The 7,734-nt window shown below is 42.6% G+C and carries 5 protein-coding genes; 4 read left to right on the top strand and 1 reads right to left on the bottom strand.

Going from position 1 to position 7,734, the window contains the following annotated elements; translation table 11 throughout:
* Positions 1 to 297: 297 nt before the first annotated feature.
* Complete coding sequence (locus tag AC4IFT_RS19540; protein ID WP_490752368.1) at positions 298 to 2,331, bottom strand: M13 family metallopeptidase; 2,034 nt, start codon at positions 2,329 to 2,331, stop codon at positions 298 to 300.
* Between the two features lie 310 nt (positions 2,332 to 2,641).
* On the opposite strand from AC4IFT_RS19540, the gene cysB reads away from it, so the two are divergent.
* From cysB to acnA, 4 genes are all read left to right on the top strand, one after another.
* Positions 2,642 to 3,616, top strand: a complete 975-nt coding sequence (gene cysB, locus AC4IFT_RS19535) for an HTH-type transcriptional regulator CysB (protein ID WP_206086092.1) — start codon at positions 2,642 to 2,644, stop codon at positions 3,614 to 3,616.
* 183 nt (positions 3,617 to 3,799) lie between these two features.
* On the top strand, positions 3,800 to 4,099 hold the full coding sequence (locus AC4IFT_RS19530) for a type II toxin-antitoxin system TacA family antitoxin (RefSeq protein WP_490736672.1): 300 nt from the start codon (positions 3,800 to 3,802) through the stop codon (positions 4,097 to 4,099).
* Positions 4,096 to 4,608: a GNAT family N-acetyltransferase gene (locus tag AC4IFT_RS19525; RefSeq protein ID WP_490752365.1), complete on the top strand. Its 513-nt coding sequence runs from the start codon at positions 4,096 to 4,098 to the stop codon at positions 4,606 to 4,608. The genes AC4IFT_RS19530 and AC4IFT_RS19525 overlap by 4 nt, the downstream gene beginning before the upstream one ends.
* A gap of 214 nt (positions 4,609 to 4,822) precedes the next feature.
* Positions 4,823 to 7,495 carry an aconitate hydratase AcnA gene (gene acnA / locus AC4IFT_RS19520; protein ID WP_490752363.1) on the top strand — a complete coding sequence of 891 codons (2,673 nt, stop codon included), beginning with the start codon at positions 4,823 to 4,825 and terminating at the stop codon, positions 7,493 to 7,495.
* Positions 7,496 to 7,734 lie beyond the last annotated feature (239 nt).

Below are 7,734 nucleotides of genomic sequence, written 5' to 3'. Positions count from 1 at the left end.
CTAGGGCTTAGCTTCACTTGCCGCCTAGCCACAACGCAAACTATTTAGAGCAAGGTCTAAACTGTTAAGGGGAAGTCTTTAACTGACCGTATTTTACGCTATGGCGTTGTTGGCTGCGCTTGCTAACCCTAGTCACATACTGGTGTATGCTCCTAGGGCTTAGCTTCACTTGCCGACTAACCACAACGTAAACTATTTAGAGCAAGATCTTAATTGTTCAAAGTAATACTTAACTGATGATGTAGTTTGAAAGCTCGGAAAAATGCCGAGCTTTCTTTTTGCTTATTTATCAATCGATTACCAGATACGAATACGTTTTTCAGGTTCTAGGTAGAGGGCGTTGTCTTTATCGACGCCAAAGGTTTGGTACCAATCATCGATATTACGCACAACGCCATTGGCGCGGAATTGGTTTGGGCTGTGCGGGTCAGTCATAATTTTATTACGCTCAGACTCTTTATTCGACAGCTCTTGCCATGTACGTGCCCATGCGATGAAAAAGCGCTGTAAACCTGTTGTACCGTCAATAATCGGTGGTTCACCATTAGGATAATTTTCTTTGGCGAATTGTTTATAGGCACTCAACGCGATATTTAACCCACCTAAGTCGCCAATATTCTCACCTAAGGTTAATTGCCCATTAACCTTTAAGCCATCAACATCAAATGCATTGTATTGTTCGACCAATTTTTCAGTTTTTTCTTTAAAATGCTTTTTGGCGCTTTCGCTCCACCAATTGCGAAGCTGGCCTGTGCCGTCGTATAAACTGCCTTGGTCATCAAAGCCATGGCCCATTTCATGACCAATAACGGCACCGATAGCCCCATAGTTATATGCAGGGTCAACATTTGGGTCGAAGAATGGCGCCTGTAAAATTGCAGCAGGGAAAACAATTTCATTTTGTACAGGGTTGAAATAGGCATTTACCGTTTGTGGTGTCATTCCCCATTCCCACTTGCGTACAGGTTGGCCCATTTTGCTCAACATATCGTTGTAAGACCATGCAACGACTTGCTTGTAGTTATCCAATAACGAGTCTGGTTTTAAATTAATGCTGCTAAAATCATTCCATTTATCGGGGTAGCCTACTTTTACAGTGAATTGTTCCAGTTTTTTCAGGGCTTCTTGGCGGGTATTTTCATCCATCCAATCGTTATCTTTCAAACGTGAATTAAATGTACCTCGAACATAACTGACTAAATCTTTTATTTTTTCTTTTGATTGTGGGTCGAAATATCTTTCAACGTAAATCTGCCCTAATGGCTCACCTTGTAACGAGTTTACTGTTTGTAAAGCACGTTCTTGACGGGTACGTTGTTTTTCTACCCCGTTGAGTTTTTTCGAATAAAAATCAAAATTGGCATCAGAAACTGCTTTATTTAAATAGCGTGCATGGTCGCTAATATATTGGAATGTTAAATAATCTTTTAATGTGGAAACGGGTGTTTTCGCGAAAATCTTTGCGGTTTGTTCAACAGCGCTATCTGTTTCTACCACCACTTTTTCAAGCTGTTTATCGGTAAGATTGTAGCGATTAATAAAGCCATTCCAATCAAAACCTTGGGTGAAGTTTTTCATTTCAGGCAGTGACATCGCATGGTAGTTTTTGATAGTGTCACGGCGTGCTTCAGGGCTCCAATGCACTGTCGCAATGGCTTTTTCTAACTCGAAGATTTTTTGTGCTTTTTGTTCAACGTCTTTCTCGCCCGCCAGTTTTAACATTGTTGCGATATAGGCGATATAACTTTTTCGTATATCTTGCATCTGCGGGGTGTCATCGAGGTAATAAGTTCGATTTGGCAACCCTAAGCCCCCTTGGCCAACATACAATACATACGTTTCAGGGGCTTTTGCATCTAAATCGACCCAATAAGAAATCAATGAATTGAAATCTGGGTTAGTCATTAGCTGGCTGATATCCTGATGGTTTTTTGCGTTTGCAATCTCAGCTAAATCTTGTTTGATAGGGGAAAGGCCTGCTTTCTCAATGGCATCTTCGTTCAGGAAACTCTGGTATAAGTTACGGATATTACGTTGATTATGATCCAATTCGCTTTCAGATTTTTTCTGAAGCTCATCAATAATTGCCTGAGTTTGTTTTTCGGTATTTAAGTACAAATCAACAAAAGAGTTAATGCGAGGCATACCCGTTGGGATTTTTGCCTTGCTTATCCAGTCTTCATTCACATAACGGTAGAAATCATTTCCTGGATTAATTGTGTCGGATAACACAATTTTTTGTTGTCCATAAGTCACTTCTTTTGCAAGCATCTGAGGTGCAAAGGAAACTGTCGACATACCAATAAGCAGCGCCAACACATTTATACGCATGTAAAAACCTCTCTTCGTTGAGAATATAAAACTCCACTTGGTTTAGTCTACCTTGAAGTGGAAATCCATCAAATTACGTTTTATTTATTGAAACATATCACGAATTAAAGATAACTCGTCTTTGCAATACCTTACGCCCTGACAATGAGCATCATTGAGCTTAGATGAAATTTTATCATCATACTGTTTATTCTGGTTGAAATAATGTTATATTGGTTATATCGAATCGTTCATATATAATTTTTGGTTATAACTAATGTTTTTTAGCTATAGCGAATATATCGTGGTCCAGTAAGGGGTAGGCAGAAATATGAAATTGCAGCAATTACGTTATATTGTTGAAGTCGTTAACCATGACTTAAATGTCTCCTCTACGGCGGAGGGGCTTTTTACTTCGCAACCGGGTATCAGTAAACAAGTGCGGATGTTGGAAGATGAGCTAGGCATCCAAATTTTTGCTCGCAGTGGTAAGCACCTAACGCATGTCACACCTGCAGGGGAAGAGGTTGTTCGCATTTCAAGAGAAGTACTGTCGAAAATTGAAGCGATACGCTCAGTGGCGGGTGAACATACCTACCCAGATCGCGGTACGTTGAATATCGCAACGACTCATACGCAAGCTCGTTATGCGTTACCCCCTGTTATTAAAGGTTTTATTGAGCGTTATCCCCATGTGTCGTTGCATATGCAGCAAGGTACGCCGACCCAAATTGCGGAAGAGGTATGCAAAGGTAACAGTGACTTTGCAATCGCCACGGAAGCGCTTCATCTGTATAGCGACCTTATTATGTTGCCTTGCTACCACTGGAACCGCTGTGTGGTCGTGCAAAAGGATCACCCGCTGGCGACGAAAAAGAATGTGACTATTGAAGATATCGCGGAATATCAAATTGTGACATATACCCATGGATTTACAGGTCGCTCAGAATTGGATGTCGCTTTCCAAAAAATAGGCTTAGAGCCGAAAATTATTTTTACAGCAACAGATGCGGACGTTATTAAAACCTACGTCAGACTAGGACTGGGTATTGGTATTATCGCTAGTATGGCGGTTGATGCAGTGAATGACTCTGACCTTGTTGTTATTGATATGCGTGATAAGTTCAGCTATAGCACTACCAAAATTGGCTTTAAACGCACCAGTTTCTTGCGTAGCTATATGTATGATTTCTTATGGCGCTTTGCGCCACATTTGACTCGAGATGTGGTGGATAAGGCGATTGCCATTCGTAATAATGATGAAATTGAAGCGTTTTTTAAAGACATTCAGTTACCGATTATTTAATTTTTGTATTATTGCCCGCCCACCTTTTGGTAGCCACTATTAATTATGTGGCTACCATTAATCATCTTTTTACTGCAAATGCTAACAAAACTGTGTGTTATATGTTTGCCTTTGTTATGCGTAATGACATTGTCATTACAATGCGGTATGCTTAAAAAATAAGTCATCAGTTAGGAGTTAACCATGGCGGCGCAAAATACACGTGATAATGATACGGCAGTTACACGCTCATCATTGAATATACGCATTAAATTAGAAGATAAAATCCTGATTGACCGTGCTGCTAATGCTACCGGAAAAAACCGTACAGAGTTTGTACTCGAAGCCGCTCGTCGAGCTGCGGAAGAAGCATTAGCCGATCTCCGTGTGATTAATGTGAGCCCTGAAGTTTATCAGGAATTTGTTGCTCAATTAGATGCCCCTCCGAGTAATAATGAGGCACTCAGAAAAACCATGATGTCCAAATCCCCGTGGGAAAAATGACATTGAACCTGACAGCCCCTGAGCCTCTTAATTTAAACCACCGTCTGGATACGTTCTTTTCAGGTGAGGAAACGTTGGATCATTGGTTAAAAAATCGCGCGATGGGAAATCAGAAAACGGGCGCATCCCGTACTTTTGTTACCACATCTGATAATACGGTGGTGGGGTATTACGCACTTTCTACAGGCATTATAACTACGAGCCAAGCCGTGGGTAAGTTTCGGCGAAATATGCGAACGGATATCCCCGTTGTTTTACTTGGTCGTCTGGCAGTGGACGTAAACGTGAAAGGTTTAGGCATTGGCAGAGCGCTGGTGAAAGATGCCGCGCAGAGGGTTGTTCAGGCGTCAGGGCTAGTTGGTATCCGAGGAATGATCGTTCATGCACTTTCGGATGATGCTAAACGGTTTTATAAACATGTTGGCTTTGTGCCTTCACCTCTAGACCCCATGATGTTAATGATCACTATAGCGGATCTTCAGCTCGCAATAGGCGCTCACCCAAACTGAAAATAATTACCATCTCTACGCTTTTTTATCCTCATTCACGCTTATCCTTTCCCTTCTTATCTTAAATTCCCTATGATTAATAGGTCTAAACTGCAAATTTGGCACAAAATCTATAAATCAAATTTATAAAGCAACTATGCTTACAATTGGTTAACAAAAAATAATGGCGGTAAATAAATATTATTGCCATAGCCATAAAAACCAAGGAGGAGTTATGTCGTTGAGTCTAAAAACAACAAGTGCCTCAACACTTGTTGTCGGAAACAAGCAGTATAATTACTTCAGTTTGGCACTAGCCGCGAAAAAAATCGGCGACGGTTCAAAGCTGCCAAAATCCCTCAAAGTATTACTCGAAAACCTGTTACGCCATGTCGATGGCACATCTGTTGTTGAACAAGACCTACAAGCGATTATTGATTGGCAAAAAAATGCCCATGCAGATAGGGAGATTGCCTATCGTCCCGCTCGTGTGCTGATGCAAGATTTTACGGGTGTCCCTGCGGTAGTTGACCTTGCAGCAATGCGTGAAGCGGTTAAATCGTTAGGGGGAAATGTTAACCAAGTCAATCCATTATCCCCTGTTGATCTGGTGATTGACCACTCGGTAATGGTGGATGAATTTGCCACGCAAGCTGCGTTTGGTGAAAACGTCGAAATTGAAATGGAACGTAACCACGAGCGCTATTTATTCCTGCGTTGGGGGCAAAAAGCCTTTAATCGTTTCCAAGTTGTGCCACCGGGTACGGGGATTTGTCATCAGGTTAACTTAGAGTACCTCGGTAAAGCGGTTTGGCATGAGGAAATTGACGGTAAGTTATATGCTTACCCTGATACCCTTGTCGGCACCGACTCCCATACTACCATGATCAACGGGCTCGGCGTGTTGGGTTGGGGAGTGGGGGGAATAGAAGCTGAAGCGGCGATGTTAGGTCAGCCTGTTTCTATGTTAATCCCCGATGTGGTTGGCTTTAAGTTAACAGGTAAATTATCGGAAGGTATTACGGCGACTGACCTTGTTTTAACCGTCACTCAAATGTTACGTAAACACGGTGTCGTTGGTAAATTTGTCGAATTCTACGGTGATGGTTTGGCGGATTTGCCTTTAGCTGACCGTGCAACCATTGCGAATATGTCACCAGAATATGGTGCAACCTGTGGTTTCTTCCCCATCGATGAAATTACCTTGTCCTACATGCGACTAACAGGGCGCAGTGACGATGAAGTGGCGCTGGTGGAAGCGTATAGTAAAGAGCAGGGTTTATGGCGCCATTCAGGCGATGAACCTATCTTTACCAGTACCCTTGAATTGGATATGTCTACTGTTGAATCCAGCCTTGCTGGCCCGAAACGTCCACAAGATAGAGTGGAGCTGAGCCAAGTGCCTAAAGCGTTTCGCGGTGCGGTTGAACTCGAAGTCAATAAACAAGATAAAAACGCGCATCCTGAAGTGAGATATCAAAATAAAACGTTTGAGCTTACCGATGGCGCAGTCGTAATTGCTGCGATTACATCTTGTACCAATACCTCAAACCCAAGTGTTTTGATGGCAGCGGGGCTGTTAGCGAAAAAAGCTGTTGAAAAAGGGTTGTCTCGTCAACCTTGGGTTAAATCGTCCCTTGCACCGGGTTCCAAAGTGGTAACGGACTATCTTGCCGTTGCGGGTTTAACCCCTTATTTAGATAAACTCGGCTTTAACCTTGTCGGGTATGGATGTACCACCTGTATCGGTAACTCAGGACCATTACCTGAACCAATCGAAGCGGCGATTAAACAAACCGATTTAACCGTGGGTGCTGTGCTTTCTGGGAACCGAAACTTTGAAGGAAGGATCCATCCTTTGGTGAAAACCAACTGGCTGGCGTCACCACCGCTGGTTGTGGCATATGCCCTTGCGGGTAATATGAATATTAATTTGAAAAATGAACCACTAGGCGTGGATAAACAAGGTAATGATGTTTATCTGAAAGACATTTGGCCGACCAGTGCTGAAATTGCTCAAGCAGTACAGCAAGTTAAAACGGATATGTTCCGCAAAGAATACAATGCCGTATTTGAAGGTGACGATGCGTGGCGCGCCCTCGAAGTTGAAAGCTCGTCAACCTATCATTGGCAGGGGGACTCAACCTATATTCGTCATCCACCATTCTTTGAAGGGATGAAAGCACAGCCTGCGCCAGTTAAAGATATTCATAGTGCCAATATTTTGGCCATTCTGGGTGATTCGGTGACTACTGACCATATTTCACCTGCGGGGAATATCAAGAAAGACAGTCCAGCGGGGCGCTACCTTCAAGAGCATGGTGTTGCGGTTGCTGATTTTAACTCTTATGGTTCGCGTCGTGGTAACCATGAAGTGATGATGCGCGGTACGTTTGCCAATATCCGTATTCGTAATGAAATGGTACCTGGCGTTGAAGGCGGCTATACCTTGCATATTCCGACTGGTCAGCAAATGGCGATTTATGATGCGGCGATGTTATACCAGCAGGAAAAACGCCCATTAGCCATTATTGCAGGTAAGGAATATGGCTCAGGTTCAAGTCGTGACTGGGCGGCAAAAGGAACCAATTTATTAGGTGTTCGTGTGGTGATTGCCGAATCTTATGAGCGTATTCATCGTTCAAACTTAATTGGTATGGGGGTTGTGCCTTTGGAGTTTAAAGAGGGCATGTCTCGTAAAACCCTTGGATTGAAGGGGGATGAACGCATTGACGTCGTTGGCCTACAATCACTGACACCGGGGCAAGACTTAAAAGTGAAAATTACGTCTGGAAACGGTGAGGTCAAAGAGATCACCACGCGTTGCCGTATCGATACAGGCACCGAAATGGAGTATTACCGCCATGGCGGTATCTTGCATTATGTCATTCGGCAAATGCTTCACTAACTTACGCTAATGAAAAACGCCTGTTTGGTTAATACTTACAGGCGTTTTTTATTCCTATCTTATTTCTTAATCTTGTTTTTTCTCAATATTTTCGATGTGGATCTACGTTATGGTGTTAGGTAGATGGTTAAATGTGAGGGAGAAAACCATTCTTTATCCAATCACTTCTGGATGAAGTTCGCCATAAATCAGTTTCTTTGTTTGAATTAATATCCATGTAATGGATTCGGACTCGCTAA

Source organism: Providencia sp. UF-183 (genome assembly GCF_058246155.1).
The sequence above is the reverse complement of the archived record's forward strand: the minus strand, read 5'-3'. Positions and strand labels throughout refer to the sequence as shown.